The sequence below is a fragment of the Pseudomonas sp. MWU13-2100 genome (assembly GCF_023242365.1).
GTDB lineage: Bacteria > Pseudomonadota > Gammaproteobacteria > Pseudomonadales > Pseudomonadaceae > Aquipseudomonas.
On the sequence record NZ_JALLIX010000017.1, the window covers coordinates 97,546 to 119,170 of the forward strand.

Consider the following 21,625-nt stretch of genomic DNA (forward strand, 5'->3'; position numbering starts at 1 on the left):
GGGCCCCATGGAATGGGAGCCCGGCCGATTTGCTTCAGGTGTTACCCCGCTGTTTAGAGGCCATCCTGCGGGTGCAGGGTGCGCTTGACCAGGTCCGCGGCACTTTTCTGCTGCCAGACTTTCCAGTATTCCGCGCGTTTCTCTTCGACACTGCTCTTGTTGCTCTCGAACCAGGCCAGGGAGCGCGGCGAGTTGCCGACCAGTTCGGTGTCCTTGACCCAGCTGGCGAAGTCCTTGCCGGTGCTGGTGTATTCAGCGTTGGGGTCGGTGCTGATCGGCCACAGGGAGAAACGGGCTTTCCAGACGCCCATGCGCGGGGTGACCAGGCTGTAGTAGGTCTTGCCCGGGGCCAGGTCGGCCTCGAGGAAATCGGCGGCTTCGGAGACCACCATGAAGGTATGCTTGCCCGGGGTGGTCGGGTAGTTGACTTTGCTGCCGTTGGCCATGATGCCGATGAATCGGGTTTGCCCGCCGGTCACGTCATACAGCGAAGCATCGATCATCTTGCCGACGAACGAGGAACGCATGAAGACCACCTGGGCGTTCTCCGGCCCGGCGGCCGGCAGGGTTTGCGTGGCGGACACTTGCATCGGATTGCCGGCGCAACCGCCCAGCAATGCAGCAGCGGCCAATACCCACAGATACATGAAACGCATCGATCTCTCCTTGGTTTGAACTTGAGTTTCCCTACTCGGGGCGCAGCGGCGAAAACCTGTCCGCCGCTACGGACATCTTTCAGGCCCGTCTTTAAATCATGAAGGCATTTTGCTATCAAGTATTTATTCAATCGGCCTGATCGATTGGCGTTCCAATACTCCACGAAACGCCGCACTCAGTGCCCGCAAGGTTTCCTGCGAGCGGGCATCGGTCGGCCGCGCATGCAGGATGACTTCAGTGATCGGCAGGGCCGGCAGCCCGAGTTGCTCGCCGACCTCGATCGCACCGACCGGTGCCACCCGCCTGGCCAGCGCCGCCACGCCGAGCCCGGCGCTGACCGCCGCGCCCACCGCCATCACGCCGCCGCCGACAAACACTTCGGTCCAGGGGATGCCCGCGTCGTCCAGCACCCGTACCGCCAGATGGCGTACGCCGCAGGGCGCGGCCATGGTCGCCAGGCGCAGGGCGCTGCCGGGGGTGTGCTGCCAGGTGGGCGCGGCGAACCAGCCGAAGCGTTCCACCACCAGCACCTCGCCGTCGTGACGATCACCTTCGCCGCGCACGATGGCCGCATCCAGTTCGCCACGATCGAAGGCGGCGCTGAGGTCCCGGGAGGAGGCGATGCGCACCTCGATGATCAGCAGGGGATCGTAGTGCGCCAGACGACTCAGCAGGGTCGGCAGGTCCGGCCCGGCGACATGGTCACTGATACCGATGATCAAGCGCCGATTCGGCGTGGCACTCATATCCCCCAGCGCCCGCTCGTGGGCCTGGAGCAAGGCGCGCGCGGCGTGGATAAAGTGTTCGCCCGGAGGCGACAGCCTGACATGCCGGGGGGGCGTTCCAGCAAGCGGTAGCCCAGAGGCCCGGGCCTTGTACCGCGAAGCCTTGCCGGTCGCGCCGGAGGCCGACCGCGTGCGCTTGCTGGCGGCGGAGGTGGCGCGTAATCAGGCCATCGTTCGCCAGGACGATACGGTCGCGGTGTTCCTCGCGCTGGATACCGCGGCCTGGCAGTTGATCCGGATCACTCTGTCGGCGTCCGAACCGGATCGCCGTCGCGCCGGCAAGGCGTATGAGGTGCTGTACCTGGCACAACCGGGTCTCGAGCAGCTGCGCCATGGGGCGTGAAGAGGAGGGGAGCGGACATTGGCCGCGCCTGGAGAGCTTGGGTATTCATCTGTTCGGACCGGGTGTCGGTGCCGGGCCGATCCTCGGCGTGACGCTGCTGACCGGCCTGCGGATGGTGAATTTTCATTGAAGTGATTCAAGCCGTCGCACAATCCGCATAGCATGGGCGACTTCACCGACTCTGGAAGCGCCCATGTCCCTTGAAATACGCGAAGCCCGGCCCAGCGATGCGCCGCAGATCCTGGCCTTTATCACGGAACTGGCCGAGTACGAACGGGCCCGTCATGAAGTGATCGCCAACGTCGTGGATATCGAGCGCAGCCTGTTTGGCGAGGGCGCCACGGCCCACGGCCTGATTTGCCTGCGTGACGGCGAGCCGGTCGGTTTCGCGGTGTTTTTCTTCAGCTACTCCACCTGGCTCGGGCGCAATGGCCTGTACCTGGAAGACCTCTACGTCTCACCGCAACAACGCGGCGCCGGCGCCGGCAAGAAGCTGTTGCGGCATCTGGCGAAGATTGCCTGTGCCAATGACTGTGGGCGCCTGGAGTGGAGCGTGCTGGATTGGAACGAGCCGGCGATTCGCTTCTACGAATCCATCGGCGCGCAGCCCCAGAGTGAATGGGTGCGCTACCGGATGGATGGTGAGGTGCTGAAGAGCTTTGCCTATTCGCAGGACTGAGCAGCAATCCTGAACTCACTACGGAATCTGCAACCGCCGCGAAACCTGTAGGAGCCGGAACGGGTCGATGGCCCGCCGGCACGGCGTCGGGCAATCATCGGCTGCGGGTTACTGGAACCACCGCCACAACAACAGCGTACCGATCAGCCCGACCACTGAAACAATGGTCTGCAATACCGACCAGACCCAGATCGTCTGCTTGAGCTGCAAGCCGAAGTACTCGCGGACCATCCAGAAGCCGGCGTCGTTGACGTGGCAGAAGAACACCGAGCCGGCACCGATGGCCAGGGCCACCAGCGAGGCCTGGGTGGTTGCCAGGCCGGCCATCAGCGGCGCGAGGATACCCGCCGTGGTGGTGGTCGCCACGGTGGCCGAACCGGTGGCCTGACGCAGCGCCACGGCGATCAGCCAGGCCAGCAGGATGTAGGACATATTGGCGCCGCTGGCGACCTTGCTGATGGTGTCGCTGATCCCGGCTTCCAGCAGGGTCTGTTTCAGGCCGCCGCCGGCGCCGATGGTCAGCAGCAGCATGGCAATCGGCCCAAGGCTCTTGCGCAGCACGCTGCCGACCTGGTCACGGGCCATGCCGATCGACCAGCCCAGGCAGATCACGGCTGCGATCACCGCAAGGCCCAGGGCGACCAAAGGCTCGCCGAGGAATTTCAGGGTCAAGGCGAGGTTGCTTTGCGGCGCCATGGCCACCTTGGCCAGGGTGCTGCCGAGCATCAGCAGCACCGGCAGCAGGATGATCAGCAGCGAGATGGCGAAGCTCGGTTGGCGTCGGGTCTGCACCTTGGCGGTGAACAGCGCGCCGATTTCGGCTGGCTCCTGCACATCCAGGCGCTTGGACAGCCAGATGCCGTACAGGGGGCCGGCGAGGATCACCGCCGGTACGGCGATGCAAAAGCCCAGCAGCATGGTCATGCCGAGGTCGGCGTGCAAGGCGCTGACCGCGATCAGCGGGCCTGGATGCGGTGGCATCAGCGCGTGCAGGGTGGTCATGCCGGCCAGGGCCGGGATCGCCACCTTGAGCAGCGGTTGGCCGGACTGGCGGGCGATCACGAAGATGATCGGCACCATCAGCACCAGGCCGACTTCGAAGAACAGCGGCAGGCCGATGATCATCGCGACCATGGCCATGACCCAGGGCAGGGCCTTGCCCCGGGCATGGCGCAGAAGGGTCGAGGCAATGCGGTCGGCGGCCCCGGATTCGGCCATCAGCGCGCCGAGCATGGCGCCCAGGGAAATGATGATCCCGGCTTCGCCGAGCAGACTGCCGGCCCCCTTGCTGAAGGCCTTGGCCACTTCTTCAGCGGGCAGTGCGGCGCCGATCCCGGCGACGAAGGTACCGATCAGGATGGACAGGAACGGCGGCAGTTTGGTCAGGCTGATCAGCACGATGATGGTGGCGATCGCCAGCAGGCAGCAGACGATCAGGCGGGTGTCGTGGGCAAGCCACGCGGCATGTGAAAGATCCAACGGGAACCCCTTCTTGTATTATTTTGTTACGCGGTTGGAAGGAATATACCTGAAGGATTCATATAGATGATTAGATGAGCCAGGTTTTTTTGCGAACGGGAGTATGAAAGTCCGGACGGCTCCACGCTGTTCGCCGGCCATGCCCGGGCGGGCTCAGGCCATCAGCATCGGCGGTAACGTACCCAGCAGCGATACCGCGAGAATCGCCCCCAGCCCGAGCAGCCATTCGACCGTCACACTGGTGCGCAACACGCTGAAGCGTCCGCGCGGGCTCATCACCCGGTTGAACAGGGCCAGCCCGAGCATCAGCGCGACCATCAGCACCTTGATCAGCAGGATCAGGGCGAAGCCGCTGAACAGTGGCGTCGGCCAGACGGCGCCAGTGAGCACACGGACATTGATCAGACCGGTGACGATAATCACCGCGACCAGCAGATAGCCGAGTTCGCCGAAGCGTCGCAGGACCCGCTTGATGTCGTGTTCCGCCGGCTGGCTCAGCAGCAGGGCGAGCAACATCAGGCCGCCGACCCAGGCACCGACGCCGCTCAGGTGGATAAACTGGTTGAGCATCAGCAGGCGCCCGTCGAGGCCTTCGAGCATGGCGCCGTGGCCGACCGGGGCGAGGGTTGCCAGCAGCAGGAAACCGAGCAGCAGGTTGACGGCCGGGCGGGCGTCGGCCAGCAGGCTGAGCAACAGCAGCAGGCACAAGCCCAGGTGCCAGCTCCAGACCTGACCGAAAAAGGTCTTGCCCAGGACCAACTGCAAGGTGGCGGGATTCAGGGCGTCGGCCCAGTCGCCGGTCATATTGGCGGTGGTCAGCAGCAACCAGCCCGCGGCGCTGAGCAGGCCCAGCAGCGCCAGCCAGCGCTTGATCCCGAGCAGCGGTTGATCCAGTGCCGGGCTGGCCGCGCTGCCGATCAGCCAGGGCCTGAACAGACAGGCCCCGAACAACGACAACACCACGGCGAAATGCAGGAAGCGGCACAGGACCATGGCGTTTTGCATAGACTCAGTTGCCCACCTTGAAGCTGTAGCTGCCTTCGCTCTTGTGGGTATCGACCGACACGGCGTGCCACACGACCTTGTACTCGCCTGGCGGGAGGGGCGCGGCTGGGGTCAGGATCAGGGTTTTCTTGTCGGCCGGATCGGTGGCGATGCTTTTCAGCACGACTGCCTTATCGGCGCTGCTGACTTCGACCTTGGTCAAGGCCGCCTCGACCCCTTCGCTGAACACCAGGCGCAATTCGCCGGGGGCGCTGACGGTGGCGTTCTTGGCCGGGTTTTCGCTTTTCAGGTGGGCATGGGCGAAGGCGGCGTTCGCACCGGCCAGGCCGGCCAGCAGAAGCAGGGCGCCGAGGGTTTTCTTGAACAGGGCAGCAGACATCGATCAGTTCCTCGTGGGATGAAATCAGCTGACTATACTAGCTGGCTCTGCAGCCGAACGTCGCATTCAAGCCTTTGTTCCCTTGAGCGATACTTGCAATACGGGCCAGGTGACTTCCCGGTATGTTGAGCCACGACACGGACTGCCTTTCGGAACACACCCTTATGTCGATTCGTTTGAGCTTTGTTTGCCATGCCCGCACCGAGGCCCAGCGCCTGGGACGTTTCCCTCTGGACGAACCGGTCGAGCCCAAGGGCTTGCTCAAGGCCGCTGAACTGGCGGCGCGCCTGAAAAAGCCGGTGCGCATCCTCAGCGCCCCGGAAACCCGGGCCTGGCAGACCGCCGAGGCGCTGGGCAGCGAAGTCGAAATCGTTCCTGAGCTGGGTGACCTGGATGTGGGCGAATGGCAGGGTGTCGCGCTGGCCGACTTGCAGGAGAGCGAGCCCCAGTTGCTGGCGGCCTGGACTTCGGACCCGACGCAGGTACCGCCGGCGGGGGAGTCGGTGACGGCGTTGTGCGCCCGGGTCGGGGCCTGGCTCGACGGCTTTCGCGAGGAGGGGCATTTTATCGTGGTCACCCATCCGTTCGTGATCCGCGCGGCGCTGCTGCATGCCCTGGGGGCCGGCCCGGCTTCCTTCAATGCGATCGATATCGAGCCGTTATCGGTGGTCGACCTGCGCCGTAACGGGCACTGGCGGTTGCGCTTCTGAGCCTGTGTGCTGTCGCCTTTTTCGCCAGGAGGGGATTGCCATATTCGAACCGTCCGTAGCATGATCGAACCCATGAATCGCAATCTGCTGAACCTCACCCGGACCACCACGACCGCCCATGGCGGGCGTGAGGTCGGTGCGTGAGTCGGTAAACGCAGTGAACCCAGGCCCCGCCAGCAATGGACGGGGCCTTTTGGTTTCTGGGCCTTTGCTGGCATCACACGGAAGGAGAAGTCCCCATGCAAGCAGAGAGTACACAGCGTTCGGCCCTGTTGATCATCGATATGCAGGTCGGTTTGTTCCATGGCCCCGACCAGCCCTGGGAAGGACAGCGGGTGCTGGAGAATATCAATCGGCTGATTGGCAAGGCGCGGCAGGCCAATGCGCCGGTTTTCGCGGTCAGGCATAGCGGGCCGGAAGGTTCGCCGATTGCACCGGGCACTGCTCTGTGGCAATTGGTGCCGGAGCTGCAGATGGATCCCGCGTCGGATCATTTGCTCGACAAGACGCGCCCCAGTTGTTTTTTCAATACCGGGTTGGCCGAGCAGCTGGATGATGCCGGGATCGGGCGCTTGGTGATCGTCGGGATGAAGACTCAGTATTGTGTCGATAGCACTAGCCGCTTGGCCCGGGATCTGGGTTTCGAGGCGGTGCTGGTCGGCGATGCCCATACCTGCATGGACACGCCCGGGCTGTCGGCGCGGGCGATTATCGAGCATCACAACGCGACCTTGAACGGCGCGTTTGTGCAAGTGCTGGGTACGGAGGATGTGCACTTCTGAAGGGCGACCGCTGCGCGGTCATCGCTGGCAAGCCAGCGCCCACAAGGGGCTGCTGTGAACGCTGGATTGGAGTGAGCACAGGCTTCTGTGGGAGCCGGCTTGCCGGCGATAGCGCTCGATCAGAAAAATGCGTTCAAACGGCAAAACCTGTTATTTCTGACAGTATCCGCCGTCTGAAATAGGGTGTTAAATCGCTGTCAGGCCATCAGTGGCCGGCGAAAACCTTCGAAGTGTCCGTGGGCTGTTGTCTCGATCAGGTGGCTGAATTTATTCACGGTCATGGCTTATCCATGGCTGAACATGATTCGAGTCAAGAGCGAGACCAGGCGATGACCAAGGTATACAGAACACGTCAAGGCGAAGAAAAACGGCGGGCCTACAGCAGGTCATTGATAGAGCCAAGACTTGCCGGAGAAATGACCCCTCCCGATATTCTCGATGCAGTGCCCTTTCATCCAGACGGGCTGCTTCCAAGGACAGCACTCGATGCTCCGATACGCATCCAGATTCCCGAGTTTCAACTCGGCCCCATCCCGTCTGACGGGGATACCTATACCACGGAACTGGTATTGCAGTGGCGACGGGAAAGTGACATTGAGTTCCAAACGATCAGCGACATGTTTGAGCTCAAGAATGATGGAACAGTGACTTTTCCTTTGCCGCTCCGAATTGAAATGGAAAAATTCGCAGGCTTGGAAGGTCAGTATATCTTTCGCTATTATGCAACGCTTTGGGCCGGTAACAATGACTGGTCCCAAGAGGTGCGCATTCGCCTTGATAGAACAGCACCCTATGGTCACCTGCCAGATCCTCGAGATACCCCGCCTCCTATAGAATTTACTTCGACGCCCATTACTGACGCGACCCTGTCTGCTCAAGATGGAGTGGAATGCATCATTCCGGATTTCGATGATCCCGATAAAGGCCGCATCATCGCTGCGATAGGTTGGTCCAACGCGCCTCCAGATCCTAATGAAACTATCATCCCTGCCGTCTCTGGCCTGTTACCTGGCAGCCGAAAAATGACAGTTACCAGGGACAAGATCGAACGCCTTGGATCCGGTACTCATTATGTGACCTATGTGCTGGTTGATCCTGCGGGCAATGTCAGCAAGTTGTCGCGGGTACAGAACGTTCCCGTGGCGCTGGGCGCGTTACCGACCAATCTGCAATTGCATAGCGTGCCTCTGGCGGCTGATGGCCTGATCAACCGCGCCGATGCCTTTTATGGGGTGACAGTTGATATTCCGCTCTACACCAATCATGAACCGACCGACCATATCTTTGTCGAATGGGGTGCCACGACGCTGCCGGGGTATCCGGTGGGGGAGGTACCGCCGGCGGTCATTCGGGTTCCGGTTTCCTGGACTCGCTTGAAAGCCGAGTACGACTTTAGCAGCGCAGGTGTGCAGACCGTCAAGGTCGGCTATCGGGTCGATCGTGCTCCCCAGGTCGAGTTCCGCCCGACGCCCCGGACGATCGATGTCGATGTCGATTTCTCCACGACCGGGCCCATCGAGCCCGGCGATCCGGATCCCGATCCGGTCAGTCCTCGTCTGGGTCTAGTGACCGTCTACAGCTCCACCGATGAGGAAGATGAACTGGCAGAGGCGGATTTCGGTGAGCCCGCGACCGCCAAGTTCAAAGCGCCTGATCCGACAGTCGATGGCGACATCTTCACCTTGTATTGGAAAGGCGTAGCCGTGGACGATGTTTATGAGGCCGATGGTGCGGAAACTCCCGGTGTCACTGACATCAGCATTATTGTTACATGGGACGAAATTGTCGAGGGGGGGTTAGATCCCGCACTCCCGGTGCACTATGTGATGAGTAATGATGACTTCCCCAATAATGATCGAGAGTCGAGAACGACCCATGTCAGGGTCCGTGCCATTCGAATCGTGCTCGACCCGCCCTTGATTCCCGATATGGGTAGTTCTCCCGTGCTCAACTGCAACCATTTGCGTAGCGTGGGGGGCGTGGTGGGGTACCGGGTGAAAATACCCGCATCGTCTCATCTTGAGCCGGGTAAGGAGATCACCATGCGTTGGAGACCTTTTGACTCGAGTGGAACGACCCCAATTAACAACGCAAACAAGACGACGACTATTCCAATTCCGAATGACGCGCCCACGGCCGGTATCGATTGGTTTATTGAGTACGCGGCACATGTTTTACCGACGGACCCAGGCGTGGGTGATTCTCGCCATGCTTTTGTCGAGATTGATTATAGCATTGAGGATGTGAGGGCACCTTCAGAAAAATTCCGCAAGATGATGTCCATTGCACTGGGTTCAGATAATGCATATTGTGATCTGGATAGTGTTGTACCGGCGCCTTGAGAGACATGAATGCCCGGGGCAGGTCAGTGCTGCCCTGGGTATTGATAAGGTGTTGAGTAGGTGATTGGAGGGGGACTTAAAGAATTATCCGGCATTGAATAGGATAATTCCTACATAGCGTACAAGGAGTAATCTGTAGCCTGCGGCACCTGTTAAGTGGTGTCGTATGTGGTTGTTGGAATTTACCTACGACGCTGGTGTTGAACCGGAACTTCTATACGGTATTCTCCATGACGTATGTAAAACCCCTTTTCCTGCGCCCATTGACCCGAGCATTGCAGTTGCTCTCTATCACGCCTTTGCTGATGGTCAGCCAACAGTCGCTGGCAAGAATCATCGATGGCGGCAGGCCAGTGGTAATCGATGGCACTGTGCCCGTGGAAGCCTATACTCTGCGCAACAATGCCCAGCTTACCGCCAATGGCGCGGTGACTAATGAGATCCTGGTACAAACCGGTTCTCAACTCAATTTGAACGGTTCGGCCGTCACCGCCAGCGGTATCAACGACGGTGTCCGGTTGTCGCAAAGCAGCGCGACCATCAACGGCAGCCACATCGTCAGCAGCCGTAGCGGGCTCTTCCTGGGGCACGACATCGGCTCTGGCAGCGGTTCCCAGGCTACCGTTGCCGACAGTTCAATTACCGGTGGCACCCGCGGCGTGACCGTCGCCAGCCTGGGCGTGCTCGATCTGTCGCGAACGGTTGTCACCGCGACCAATACCGATGGCCTCGGTTTGCAAATGACCGAGTCCTCGGTGGTCGCGCGCGACAGCACGATCAGTGGTGGGCTGAACGGTATCCTGATGTTGTCCAGCGGTGATGTCACCGCGCCGCGTACCCTTGAACTCGACGGTACCCATGTCGAGGGCTTCACGGGGGCGGCGATCAAAGTGACCGATCCCGCTGCAACCTCGGAGCCGGCCGATATCCTTGTCAGAAATGGCTCCACCCTGGTCGGCGGCAACGGTGTCATATTGGACGTCAGGAACAGCGCCATCGCCAATATGACCGTGGACAACAGCAACCTGGTCGGCGATGTGGTCGTCCAGGCCGGCAGCACCGCCAATGTCACCTTGCAGAACTTCGCCACCCTGACCGGGCGCCTGGAAAACGTCGATACCCTGACGCTCAACAGTCAGGGCAAGTGGGTCATGGTCGAGGACGGGCAGTTGACGAACCTGGCCATGGGCGGTGGTTCGGTACAGTTTGGTCAGCGCGGGGATTTCTACACCTTGTCGGTGGAAAATCTCAGTGGCAACGGCAACTTCATCATGAGTACCAATTTTGCCAATGGCCAGACCGACTTCCTGAACGTGACCGGCACTGCCACTGGTAGCCATACCCTGGATGTGACCAGCAGCGGCGCCGACCCGTCGTCCAACCAGCAGATCCATGTGGTGCATAGCGCCAGCGGTGATGCGTCGTTCGCGCTGCTTAATGGCCGGGTGGACCTGGGCACCTATTCCTATGACCTGCTCAAGGTCGGCGCCAATGACTGGTACCTCGATGCCGCGAGCAAGATCATCAGCCCGGGGACGGATTCGATCCTGTCGTTGTTCGACGCTTCGCGCACCGTCTGGTACGGCGAATTGAGCACCCTGCGCGGTCGCATGGGCGAAGTACGGATGAACAGCGGCCAGACCGGCGGCTGGATGCGCGCCTACGGTAACCGTTACGACGTGTCCGCCAACTCGGGGATGGCTTACAAGCAAGACCAGCAGGGCCTGTCCTTTGGCGTGGATACGCCGCTGCCGTCGGTAGGCGACGGGCAGTGGGTGTTCGGTCTGCTGGGCGGTTACAGCCATTCCAACCTGGATATGAAGTACGGTACGACGGGTGAGGTCGACAGTTTCTATATCGGTTCCTACGCCACCTGGCTCGACGCCGACAGCGGTTACTACTTCGACGGCGTGCTCAAGTTGAACCGCTTCCAGAATGAATCCAATGTCAGCCTCAGTGACGGCACGCGGGCCAAGGGGAGCTACAACACCAATGGCCTGGGCACGACGCTGGAATTCGGGCGGCATATCAAGCTGGACGACGGCTACTTCGTCGAGCCCTATGTCCAGGCGGCCGCGCTGACGGTGCAGGGCAAGTCCTATTCCCTGGACAATGGCATGAGCGCCGATGGCAACCAGAGCCGTTCCCTGCTGGGCACGGTCGGTTCGACGGTGGGGCGTGATATCGACCTGGGCGGCGGTCAGATCCTCCAGCCGTACCTGAAAGCGGCCCTGGTGCATGAATTCGCCAAGGACAATGAAGTGCGGGTCAACAGCACCACCTTCAACAACGACCTGTCCGGGTCCCGCCTGGCCTTGGGCGGCGGTGCGGCGATGAAGGTGAACGACAAGGTGCAGATGCATGCCGATCTCGATTACAGCCACAGCAGCAAGATCAAGCAGCCGTGGGGAGTGAATATCGGGGTTGAATACAAGTGGTGATACATTGACTTGATGACCGAGGGCTGGATATTTCCAGCCCTCGGTCGTTTCAGAGCAGTTGGATTGGATAGGAAAAGCGAATCTGGCCTGGTTGTTGAATTTTGATTTTTCTGGGTGTTGTGGAGCGGTCGGTTGCGAGATCGGAATATTAAATAATGAATTTATTATATCCATTTTGTTTAATAACCTAGCAGATCTAATAGTATCCAGTTCAGCAGGGGCGGTGTTAAATGTTTCTCATTGGATCATCGGTTAATAGAGCAGGTTGACGATCCATTGACGTGATTTCCTTATTTGAAGGAGCGCCGGCATGCCTGAAATCAATTCCTCCACTCGGATTTTGAGCAAACCGATAGTGAGGGTGCTGCTGCCTGATAGTCCCGACTGGGATGAAACCGGATTATTGCCGGCTGATCTGGCAAACAAACCTTTGTCTGTTGAGATTCCAGCTTGGACAGATACGCCGATTGCTGGACTAAAATCATTCTTACGAGTCTATTGGAATACTATAGTTCTGGTTTATGAAAAGGACTGGGAGGTAGGCGATTGGGGGGGGGGCTCCAGCCCGCCTCCCGCCGATTTGTTTTTTGATCTTGCAGCAGACTATGTCATTCATGGTGTGCATGAGCTGAAGTATGAAGTGACTTTGTTTAGTGGTAATTATGACCCCTCCTACGGTTTGACGGTCACCATTGATGAAGTTGCGCCGATCCTGAATAGTAACTCTACGCTGATTTTCGATACGGATCATGTGACCGAACAATACCTGGCGGACAACAATGACAAGGTACAGGCCGGTGTCCCTCCTTATAGCGGTGGGGCTCCTGGCGATGTGATCACCTGGTATTGGAACAAGGATCCGTTTTCGGTGGTAGATGCGGATAGAGTGGATTCGAGAACGCTATATCGTGGTGAGAGCGGTCAGCCGCGGCCGCTGGATTTCCTGGGTGATATGATCCTGGCACGAGGCGATGGGGATTTTTATGCGTTCTATCGTTTGCGCGACCGTGCGGGTAATCCAAGTTCTTACTCATCACCCTTTCGCTTGAAGGTTGAAGCTCAGCCGGTCCCGCGCAATTTACCCGCGCCCCGCGTGGCCGAGGCTTCGGGAAGCCCGGGTGCCGAGCAAAGTACCTTGAAAGCTATCGACGGCGTCGCCGGGGTAACCATCATCATTCCAAACGAAGCCGTCTTCAAACCCGGTGATACTCACTCGGTTCAATGGGCGGCACCTGGTACCGTGGGGAGTTTGAAGGTCGAGGTCGCGGATGACAGCAGCGGGCTGCGGTACAAGATTCCCAGTACCCATATTGCCCAGCATATGGGTAAAACCATTCCCGTCTATTATCAGGTCGTCGGCATTCCACCGAATAACAATGATGATTCCAGGACACAAAACCTGACCGTTCAGGCGATTGATAACTGGCGAACCATTCAGTGTACAGTCCCTGCCGGCTCGACCAGCCAGCTGAGCGTGGTCAAGGTGGTTGAATCCGGCAAAGCGGTTTTTTCGTTGCCGCGCTGGACATTTATGGCGGTCGGTCAGTTGGTGACCATCACACTCTCGGGAGTCGATAGTACTTCGGGATCGCAATTGAATCTGGTGGTACGTGACCAACGACCGGTGAGTGCTGCGGAGCTTGGCGCGAATGCCGCCACGGTGGATGTTCTTGTCAATGTCATCCAACGCTTTCAGGTGAATCAGGCGCTGACGGTCAAGGTGGCGGTGAGTTTCGATGACGGCGGATCCCGGCTCGATTTTCCAAACCTCAATCTGAGGCTCGTTACCTGACGCTATCTTGTGCCACCTAACAGCCCCCGTGCTCGGGGGCTGTTTCCAATCAGTGGAAACTGATCGTGAAGTTCAAGGAGCCTTTTACCTCTCCTGCATTGACCCTTGCGCCGGTCTGGTAGAGACGTGCACTCAGGTCCAGCACGGTGCTGCCCGGCGCAATGGCGGCCAGTGGCACTTCGCGTTGCAGGGGCACGGGAGTCAGACCGTCAGCTTTCAGGATCTGAATGCCCACGCCACTTGCCGTTGAACCCGAACCCAAGGTGAAACCTCCTTCCACACCGGGGATCGGCACCGAGCCATTGGCCGTCTCAAGCCGAATGTTGGCCCAGGCTATATTGACATCACCGGGGTCCGCGTCGCAGTTGTCCAGTGTAATGTTGAAGGGCACCGCCGGCGTCGCATCGCCCACTCCCTTGAAGTCTGACGTTCGCCAGTCCCCCAAAGAGACCGGATTGGCACTCACGGTTGAAATACCGCACTGGGCCTGGATGACGGTCCCGCTCAATTGAAAATCGAACCCTTTGCCAATGTTGGAAAAAAGGCTGCCGAAAATGGCACTGTCGAAGGTGTGCGGGCCGGGTGCGATAGGGCCTGTCTTGATCAGGGTGAGTTTTCCACGCAAGTTGTCGATGCGCAGTGGCGTCGTATCCGGTACCGCTGCACTGAGCAGGGCGTTGAAAGGGACCGTGGGGGCTTGGATAGGGACGAATGCATCGCTTGCGACACCATCGAAGGGATGCATCAACTTGATGCGTGCACCGATGCCATCGATCCCGGTCAAAAACACCTTGCCGGTGACATCTTCACCGTTGACAGGCGGCAATGTGCCAGGGAAGAGCGGGGCGCTGGCGGTGGCGTTGAATGTCAGCGTCGATCCGAGATCGTTCTCGCAGTGGATGATCTGGCCCTCGGTACTGGGGATGGCAAATGTCCGGTCGAACTCACCGATGACATTCCCCGCTGCCGCATCCCGGGGTACGTAGACGGTACCGGCGTTCAGGCGAAAAGTCATACTGCTGGCGGAGGTTACCCATTTGCAGAAACTGGCAGCCGCGACCGGCTCGATCTGGAAAGCGGCCATCCATACGAATAACCCGGCTAACCGTCGTGGTACTGATTTCATTGACTATGTCCTGGAGGATCGGGGCGTGTGAGCTTTCCGGCGCCCCGCGAAGGAATTAATGCGTTACGGGTTCGGTGCAGGTGAGTTCCTGCAGCCGATACCCTTGGACCGTTTCGATGGTCTGAGGAGCTATATGCAGTTGGCATTGCTGCCCGGCCTCCTTGCCCCAGCGGACATCCAGTGTCTGGGCTTCTGCCTGGGTGGTCAGCATGACTTGCCCGGCCTGGCCGACAATGCCGATCCTTTCACCCCGGGCATCGCTGACCTGGGCGCCGAACGGCAACGGCTGCCCCTGTATCGTCCGGCCGGTCAGTACCAGACGATTGACCTTACGTGCGGAGAACGTGGCCTTGACCACTGCTCCGCGCCGGGGCACCACGTGGGCGACGCCGTTGTCGATCTCCGTCTCTGGATCCAGTTGGTCGGTTTGCAGCGCCACTTGATTCTGTCGATAAGGGCGCAGATAGGGGGCCAATGCATAGCCCTGTGCATTGGTGCGGACCCCGGTGGCATTCAACACGCCGACGCCCGGGGTGTCGGGTACAAGGACCAGCCCCATGGTTTCGCCCAGATAGGGACCCAGTTCGAGGCCGTCGGCGTGCAGCAACATCGCTCCGCTGGCATTGAGCGAGAGGCTGTGATAGCCATTACCCTGAGTGTACCCACCACCAACGCTGCCAAATGGCGCCTGGTAACCGAGGGCCAGTGTTGCGGATTGCCGGTCGTCATCGCTGTTGCTCATCGCGGTGCTGTAGCCGAGACGATTTTGATCGGCACTACCGGTTAGGCGGGCGGTCTGGCTGTAACGCCCGGCGTCGTCCCGAAAGTCCAGGGTTGCCGAGTTCGAATGACCGAAGTCCAGTGGAAAAGAAATACTCAGCCCTACCTGTCGAGTACTACCGTATCGTTCATCGCTCAGGGACTGTGAGGCGAACAGGTTGTAACTCACCTTGCGGTATTGGGTGTTGAAGTTGAACTGGAACTGGCGCTGTTGGTAATGATTGTTCCAGAAATCGTCTTGTGACAAGGTCAGGTTCACTGAGCTGTAAGCCCCCAGATCCTGAAATACTGCTGCTTCCAGGCGGCTGCGACGGCTGCCTGGGAATTTGCCATCGTGGCTGCGCTCGCGCACGCTTTCGTCGAAGTCCCGGTAGCCCTCGGTGGAGTAGCGATAACCGGCGAACCGCAGGCTGGTGCTGGTCTGGAACGCCTTGCTGTATTTCAGGGCATAACTCATGCCCTGCACATTGGTTCCGCCCCCTGGGCCCGACTCGGCGCTGGAGTGGGTGATATCGAAGGCCAGGGCGCCGAGGACGCCCCAGTCGCGCGCGACTCCGAGGTTGCCGGCCCGGTAGAAGTCGCTGCCAATCAGCCCGCCATACAGGGTGGTGCTCCAGGCGCTGCCCGTGGCCAAGGTGCCTTGCCAGAGCAAGGGATCTTCCTGCTCGCTGGCGGCCGAGTAGCGTCCCAGGGTAGCGCTGTAGCGCCAAACCCCTTCACGTAGCAGATTGCCCAGGGTCGCATAAGGTTGGATAAAGCGCTGCACCTGGCCATCATCCGCGGTCAGTACAACCTCCAGCTCTCCACTGCCGCCAGCAGTACTCAGGTCGTCAATCTCATAGGGGCCCGCGCTGACGTAGGTGGAATAGATCGGGTAGCCGTTCTGCTTTACTTCGAGCTTGGAGCGGCTCTGCGCCGTGCCACGGATGATCGGTGCGTAGCTTTGCTGGGTATCGGTCAGCATGCCCATGTCGGACGCGACGACAATACCCTTGATCGGAAGACTCCTGAACACATCGCCGCCGGTAAAGGTCTTGCCCAGCGTCAGGTTGGCTCGGGTATCTGGCAGATCACGCTGGGCGTAGGTATAGGCCTGGGTCCACTCACGCTTGCCGTCGTAGTTGTGATGCAGGGAATGATTGCTGCGTAAACGCCAGGCTCCCAGGTTGAGGCCGCTGTTCAGGTACAGATCATCGCTGCTGTTGGAACCACGATAGCGGTTGGAGCCTTGTTGGGCAGACACCTGATAGTTGACGAAGGCTGCATTGATGCCGGTATCCCATTGTTCGGGGTCGACTCGCCCGATCACGTCGCGGCGCATGGCGATCTGTGGAATGGACAAGGAAAGCAGCAACTTGCCGGCATCGAACTCGACCCGGGCATCGGCAATCAGTGTTTCGATATCGACACAGGTATCTGACAAGTCCAGGGGGGACGCGAAACTATCGAGTTTGATACCCAACTGATTCAGCAGTTCGGCGCTCAGGCAGGGCGAGAGTCCTTGCTGGTCAGGGTCAAGACTGAAGTCGAGCTCACGTTCACCGAAGTAACCGCGATTGACCTGAATATCGACACGGTAACGCCCCGGGCCGAACACCTGGCCCTGGCTCAGGGCTTCGAGCGCCAAGGCGCCTGCGTCGCCGCCCTGATGCATAAAGCCGGATTGGAACTCGAGCGTCTGGGTAGCGAGCACAGGCCTGGCTTCGAGCAAGGTGACACCGCTGCCGATAACAAATAAGTGAGCGAGCCGCAGGCGCAAGGGCAAGCGGCGTCCGAGTGAATGGGTCATGGTTGTCTTCCAGCGATAAATGCGTGCAGGGCGTGTCAGGGGGCCTGTTGGATCACCACGGGGGCCGGGGTGATGCGCGCGCCATAGTCGTCAACCACCGAGAAGGTTACTTGCAGTCCGGCGGCCGGCTTGATGCTCTTCAGCGGGTAGGACTGTGTGGACATCGGGTGGGCCATGGCCGGGCTGCTGAAGGTCTGTTGCTGGCCATTGGCCTTGACTTCAATGCGCAGGAAGGACACATGGAAAGGTGTCGGGTTGTTGACCCACAGGTGAGTCTGCCCCGCGATCTGCCTGATCGACCATTGCAGGTCCTTCAAGCGCAGCGTCGGGTTTTCCTTGAGGTGCGCGGGGCGGTAGAACAGCTTGATCCGCGTGCGTAAGGCGATGTTCAGTACGTTTGCTTCTGTCGTATCAGCTTGCGGGATTTCCTGGACATTGAAGAAGAACAGCGATTCGCGATCCTTGGGTAAATCATTCGGCAGGCGATTGATCTGCACCTGTTGCTCCTTGCCTGGATCCAGGCGGAACAGCGGCGGTGAGGCGATAAAGGGCACGGTGGTGGTGGTGTCGTCGCTTTCGGTATTGACCCAGGTTTGCACGGCGTAGACTTGCTGACTGGGATTATTGACGATCAGCGAAGTACTGCGCTGGTCGCTGGTCAAGACCACGCGCGTGCCATTGATGCTCAAGGCTGCCTGGCTGCCGGGGATATGGGCGATCAACCCGAGAACCAGCAGGCAGGCAGCGAACATGTTGGAAAGGGCGGAGGGTGTGTTCAGGCTGTGCATAAAACGGATACCTTGGGCCAGGGCACCCCAAGGGTGCCCTGGCGCTTGCCGAGGCCCCCGGTTGGCGCCGGGGGATTGCAGATCAGGTGATGTTGACGATGAAGGCCACTTCGACCTGGGCCGCACCGCTGATCACCGAAGCCGAGGTGGACTTGTAGGCCGCGGTAAAGCGCATATCGGTCGGATCGGTGTCATCCAGCGGGTAGTCGGCGGAGTCGGCGCCGTAACCGATCAGGGCACCCTTGTTGTCCTTGATCGCCAGGCCAATGCCGCTGGCATAGCCGGTACCGGTGCGCAGCGCATGCAGGGTATTGCCGGTGCCGGTGGCGCCGTGCACGCCGGTGAACTTGACGGTGGCGCTGGTCGGCGAGGTGCAGCCGATACCCGGAGTCACGCGCATGGCGAAATCACGATGACCGGCTTCGTTGCCAATGATCGTGAACAGACTGCTGGCAACGCGGCCCATACGTACCAGATTGCCCGGGGCGCCGGTTTCCGGATTGATGATCTCAATCGGGCAGGTGGTGTTGGTGATCATTCCCTCGAAGTTGATGGTGCCGGTGGTAGCAGCGGCTGAAGTTGCGGCCAAGCCAAGTACCAAGCCAAGGGGGAGCGCCAATAAAGATTGCTTCATGCGGATGTTAAACCTGTAAGAGTAGTAAGATTTTTCTCGCAGAGCATTGGATTTTAGTTCGTTGCTTGCGAGTATTTTTAAAGCATGCTGCCTGCTGTTTGTTCAGCTTGAGCAGGTTTTGTATTGCAAGTCCGAAGCTTGTGGGTTTTTTCCTAAACTAATGGTCGATCTTGCGGTGCGAACTTTAAGGACTTTTCTTACATCTGGGATATGAGAGGATGGCACTTTTGCTGTGGGAATTTTCATTTGTGCCGGAGGGATCTTTAGTCTTTGTGGAATGGAAAGGAAGGAGGCGATGTTCCGTACCGACGGATTTGAGAGCCGGTTTTGGGAGGAGGGATCGGTGACGTGTACCCTTTGGGCAACGCGTCACCGTGGTGATGCGAGGTTTTAAAAAATGCCTATATTTTTCTAATCGCGGCACCGTAGTTGACTAGCTCGCGGTTGTTAGTCAGGCGAACGCCCGGGTTGATTGTTACGTCTGGCCATTTTTTTGTTGGAGTTGGAGTTGGAGGGGACGGAGGTAATTTTACAATAGTTGGAGGGGGCGGAGGTGATTTTACAATTGATATATAGAGGACTTGGGGAACTTGGGCTCTTCCTGTGTCGAGAATAAAGGTGTCAGCCTTTGTGCTAAAGTCACTAGGGAACGCAGCAGAATACGCGATAGTGCGTGCAGCATCCGGGCCTTGGACCTCTACGGGCAGTGGTCCTATCAGTCGATCCTCGATGGAGGGGCGGGACTTGAATATCGGCATATCGTCATTGTTGAAATGAAGGTGCCAGTTTGCATTACGTGCTCTACCCAGCCAATGTTTTTGTGCCGGGGATTTCATGCTTCCGTATAAAGGATTCTGCTTAAAAGTCCAGTTGTCATTCGGTAAAATGGATTTTTTTGTCCCCCCCCCGAATCCACCGACCAAGCCTATTACAAGGCCCGCCCACATAAGTGCATCAGCGGTTTTTTGATTGTCTTCATTACCGTTTATGGCATCAATTATATTGAGTGCCCCGGAAGTGGCTTCGATGGCAATGGCGGTGGCCGCAAAGGCATTGAGCGTTGTCACCGTACCGCCCGCCGACAGGAGCAGGGAGACGCTGGCGATGAGCACTGCCTTCTGAATGTCGTGCCTCTTGTCACTCTGTGCTCGCCAGTCAACCAGTCCCACACTATGCCCGGTAGGGTCATTGAAGGCGATCGGATTACCCAGGCAATACACATAGGGGTTGAGACCACCACTGCCGAACGGACTGAGGGAATCAGGGCTGTGAAAACGCATCAGCCCAGGGTTATAAACCCGATATCCGTTGCCCAGCAAGTACCAGTCGGTGCCCAGGTCACGCGCCTCGCCGTTGAAGGCCAGCCGGCTTTGTAGCGTATCGCCGCTGGACTCGCCATAGGCGTTGTAGACAGCGCTATGCAAGGTATCTTGCTGACTTTCGCCGATGACGCTCTGGCTGGCGTTGGTCATTAAGAGCAGGGTTTTCGAGTTGTCCCCGGACTGTTGCTGCCCCAGAGGGTGGTTCTGCCCATAGAGGTATTGGATTTTTATGTCGCCTTGCACCGTATTGCTGAGCCGGCTGCCCTGGTAAAAGTGCAAGGTTTCAGGACTTGTGCCCTGGGTATCGCTGACCAGGTGGTTGTGCCCATCGTAGCGATATTCACTTTTTCCGGTACCACTGGGGTCTTCGCTTTTGAGCAGGCGTCCTTGGCTGTCATAGAACAGGCGGCGGTTATCTTGATCGTTGAGCATATTGCCATCGTCGTCGTAGTCGAAGGTGACGCTGGCGGGAGGGTTAGTGTGTGTCACGCCGGTCAGTAGGAAAGGCGCCCCCACTGCGTCATAAATGAAGCTAGCCACATCTGTGCTCGTGTCGGCGAAGGTGGTCAGGCGTCGGGTGATATTGTCCAGCACGTCGAACCTGAATTGCTGGCGGACGATGGGCCGGCCATAGGAATCTGTCGGCAAGTTCGTGCCCGAGTAATCGTGCTGAACCAAGCGACCTCGGGGATCATAGGTAAAATCCTCGCGCAGCAGGCTCTGACCGTCCATTTGCAGATGTCGGCATTGCAACTGGTCGTCATTTTGCCAGTCCTGGCTGATGGTACGTGTCGGGTGACCGCTGAGGCTGATAGTCCGCAGCGTTTCGCGGCCTTGATCATCATAGGTCAGGTGACTCTCCAGCTGTTTTCCGGTGTACCGATCCTCGCTCACTGTGCGGTTCGGCCGGCCCAGGGTGTCGTAGTAAAAGTGGCTTTGCAGATTGCCTTGGGTCACTTGCCGGAGTCGTCCCGCTTTATCGTGGACTGACCGGGTGGCAATACCACTGACCTCCAGGCGGTGCAGTTGACGACCTTGCAACGAGTTGACGTAGGTCGTTGTCCAGGTTTTGTTGTTGGCGATCCAGCGTTCAGTTTTCAGTTGATGGGTACCATCGTAGACATACTCCCGCCGGCCAAGGCTATTGGTGGAGGCGGTCAGTCGAGCGCTCCTGTGGTCGTAGTCAAAGCTCGTCTGTTCATCTGGCGCCATGCTGCTGATGGGGGATTCGACCAGATTGGGGGCGTATTCATAGTGGATGGTATTGCCTTTGGCTGTCAGTCTATCGCTCGCCTGTGACTGGCTGCCTTTGTAGAGGAAACGTTCCATGCGCGGGCCGACCTTGAGCTGGGTCAAGCGGCCCAGGCCGTCGAAAAGTTGCTCCCCGGTCCGAACCCTGGGCAACACCTGGTTGAGCGGTTGGATATCCAGGGTTTCGGGTAGCTCCGCGCTGCTGTGTGCAGCGTAGGTACGGATGATCCGGTCGCCGCCAGGCAGCGTGCTTTCAAACATTCGGTCAAATGCATCGTAACGATACAAGGTGTGGTGTCCCAGGGCATCGATTGCATCGACCGTGCGGCCCAGCCCGTCATAGAAATAGGCCAGCTCGCTGATCTCTTGGCCATTGGCTGTCAAACGTATGATCTTGTCCGGTTTGGCGAACAGGTTCAGTTGCGTGACGCTGTAGCCATATTTAAGGTTGGCGATAGCACTGGTTTGTTGCCAGCGGCTTAGGGTTGGCAAAAAACTATCATCCGGCATTCGGCGGCCAATGGGGTCATCTTCTGTGATT

17 protein-coding genes and 1 pseudogene are annotated in these 21,625 nt (G+C 59.0%); 8 read left to right on the forward strand and 10 right to left on the reverse strand.

The features are described from left to right. Positions 1-53: 53 nt before the first annotated feature. Entirely contained in the window at positions 54-656 is a 603-nt protein-coding gene (locus M5B99_RS14370; protein WP_248804628.1) for a hypothetical protein, read from the reverse strand. Positions 657-779: 123 nt separating this feature from the next. Beyond that, positions 780-1,519: pseudogene (locus tag M5B99_RS14375) on the reverse strand (LysR substrate-binding domain-containing protein); the annotation flags it as partial. A gap of 11 nt (positions 1,520-1,530) precedes the next feature. Between M5B99_RS14375 and M5B99_RS14380 the strand changes: the two are divergent. From M5B99_RS14380 to M5B99_RS14390, 3 genes are all read left to right on the forward strand, one after another. After that, on the forward strand, positions 1,531-1,785 hold the full coding sequence (locus M5B99_RS14380; RefSeq protein WP_248804629.1) for a DUF4865 family protein: 255 nt from the start codon (positions 1,531-1,533) through the stop codon (positions 1,783-1,785). Further along, complete coding sequence (locus tag M5B99_RS14385; protein ID WP_248804630.1) at positions 1,775-1,915, forward strand: hypothetical protein; 141 nt, start codon at positions 1,775-1,777, stop codon at positions 1,913-1,915. Before M5B99_RS14380 ends, M5B99_RS14385 begins: the two co-directional genes overlap by 11 nt. Positions 1,916-1,978: 63 nt before the next feature. Further along, positions 1,979-2,464, forward strand: a complete 486-nt coding sequence (locus M5B99_RS14390) for a GNAT family N-acetyltransferase (protein WP_248797022.1) — start codon at positions 1,979-1,981, stop codon at positions 2,462-2,464. A gap of 108 nt (positions 2,465-2,572) precedes the next feature. Here M5B99_RS14390 and M5B99_RS14395 read toward each other — a convergent pair whose 3' ends face one another. From M5B99_RS14395 to copC, 3 genes are all read right to left on the reverse strand, one after another. Beyond that, positions 2,573-3,943 (reverse strand): gluconate:H+ symporter, encoded by a 1,371-nt coding sequence (locus M5B99_RS14395; protein WP_248804631.1) that lies wholly within the window; start codon positions 3,941-3,943, stop codon positions 2,573-2,575. Positions 3,944-4,096: 153 nt separating this feature from the next. Next, the gene (gene copD, locus M5B99_RS14400; protein WP_248804632.1) at positions 4,097-4,948 is read right to left on the reverse strand and encodes a copper homeostasis membrane protein CopD; all 852 of its coding nucleotides are present in this window, start codon (positions 4,946-4,948) and stop codon (positions 4,097-4,099) included. A 4-nt stretch (positions 4,949-4,952) separates the two neighbouring features. Continuing rightward, positions 4,953-5,327, reverse strand: a complete 375-nt coding sequence (gene copC / locus M5B99_RS14405) for a copper homeostasis periplasmic binding protein CopC (protein ID WP_248804633.1) — start codon at positions 5,325-5,327, stop codon at positions 4,953-4,955. A gap of 164 nt (positions 5,328-5,491) precedes the next feature. Here copC and M5B99_RS14410 point away from each other — a divergent pair, with 164 nt between their 5' ends. From M5B99_RS14410 to M5B99_RS14430, 5 genes are all read left to right on the forward strand, one after another. After that, positions 5,492-6,037, forward strand: coding sequence for a histidine phosphatase family protein (locus M5B99_RS14410; protein WP_248804634.1), 546 nt, complete (start codon positions 5,492-5,494; stop codon positions 6,035-6,037). 239 nt (positions 6,038-6,276) lie between these two features. After that, on the forward strand, positions 6,277-6,819 hold the full coding sequence (locus tag M5B99_RS14415) for a cysteine hydrolase family protein (protein ID WP_248804635.1): 543 nt from the start codon (positions 6,277-6,279) through the stop codon (positions 6,817-6,819). Positions 6,820-7,109: 290 nt separating this feature from the next. Next, complete coding sequence (locus M5B99_RS14420) at positions 7,110-9,161, forward strand: hypothetical protein (RefSeq protein ID WP_248804636.1); 2,052 nt, start codon at positions 7,110-7,112, stop codon at positions 9,159-9,161. A 230-nt stretch (positions 9,162-9,391) separates the two neighbouring features. After that, complete coding sequence (locus M5B99_RS14425) at positions 9,392-11,602, forward strand: autotransporter outer membrane beta-barrel domain-containing protein (RefSeq protein ID WP_248804637.1); 2,211 nt, start codon at positions 9,392-9,394, stop codon at positions 11,600-11,602. 310 nt (positions 11,603-11,912) lie between these two features. Beyond that, positions 11,913-13,394: a hypothetical protein gene (locus M5B99_RS14430; protein ID WP_248804638.1), complete on the forward strand. Its 1,482-nt coding sequence runs from the start codon at positions 11,913-11,915 to the stop codon at positions 13,392-13,394. A 49-nt stretch (positions 13,395-13,443) separates the two neighbouring features. On the opposite strand, the gene M5B99_RS14435 is transcribed toward M5B99_RS14430, so the two are convergent. The 5 genes from M5B99_RS14435 to M5B99_RS14455 all read right to left on the reverse strand — a co-directional run. Next, entirely contained in the window at positions 13,444-14,520 is a 1,077-nt protein-coding gene (locus tag M5B99_RS14435) for a fimbrial protein (RefSeq protein ID WP_248804639.1), read from the reverse strand. A gap of 55 nt (positions 14,521-14,575) precedes the next feature. Further along, complete coding sequence (locus tag M5B99_RS14440) at positions 14,576-17,089, reverse strand: fimbria/pilus outer membrane usher protein (RefSeq protein ID WP_248804640.1); 2,514 nt, start codon at positions 17,087-17,089, stop codon at positions 14,576-14,578. 35 nt (positions 17,090-17,124) lie between these two features. Beyond that, the gene (locus tag M5B99_RS14445) at positions 17,125-17,877 is read right to left on the reverse strand and encodes a molecular chaperone (protein ID WP_412548732.1); all 753 of its coding nucleotides are present in this window, start codon (positions 17,875-17,877) and stop codon (positions 17,125-17,127) included. An 82-nt stretch (positions 17,878-17,959) separates the two neighbouring features. Further along, positions 17,960-18,466, reverse strand: coding sequence for a fimbrial protein (locus tag M5B99_RS14450; RefSeq protein WP_248804641.1), 507 nt, complete (start codon positions 18,464-18,466; stop codon positions 17,960-17,962). A 446-nt stretch (positions 18,467-18,912) separates the two neighbouring features. Beyond that, positions 18,913-21,625 (reverse strand): RHS repeat-associated core domain-containing protein (locus M5B99_RS14455; protein WP_248804642.1); only part of this gene is annotated, 2,713 nt, incomplete at its 5' end.